General features: G+C 32.6%; 1 protein-coding gene. It reads left to right on the plus strand.

The window, feature by feature from the left end; all coding sequences use genetic code 11:
• Positions 1-37 precede the first annotated feature (37 nt).
• Positions 38-399: lysophospholipid acyltransferase family protein (locus tag LFYK43_RS11720; RefSeq protein WP_148095628.1), on the plus strand; the 362-nt coding region annotated here is incomplete at its 3' end.

Here is a 399-nt window from a genome sequence, read left to right on the forward strand (position 1 = left end):
TTGTACAATCAATGAGCATCGAAGGAGGAAATTTTTTATGATATACAGATATGTCAGATTTATTTTAGGCGTTTGTTTGGCTTTGTATCTTGGAAAAATAATTGTGAAGGGACTAAATAATCTTCCCAAGAATGGATCATATATAATTGTTGCGCCTCATCACCATTTTATTGACGCGATAGTATTTGCAACGCAAATACAGATGACAGATTTTTTCTTTATCGCAAAAAAAGAACTGTTTAAGAATAAAGTTTTTGGATGGTTTCTTGGTAAGCTAAATGCATTCCCAGTTGATAGGGAAAAACCATCTAAAAATTCTCTTCAAATTCCGATAACTAAATTGGCAGAAAATAAGCAGTCGTTTGTAATATTTCCAACAGGTTCTCGCTATTCTGACAA

This window comes from Ligilactobacillus salitolerans (assembly GCF_003864415.1).
Lineage (GTDB): Bacteria > Bacillota > Bacilli > Lactobacillales > Lactobacillaceae > Ligilactobacillus > Ligilactobacillus salitolerans.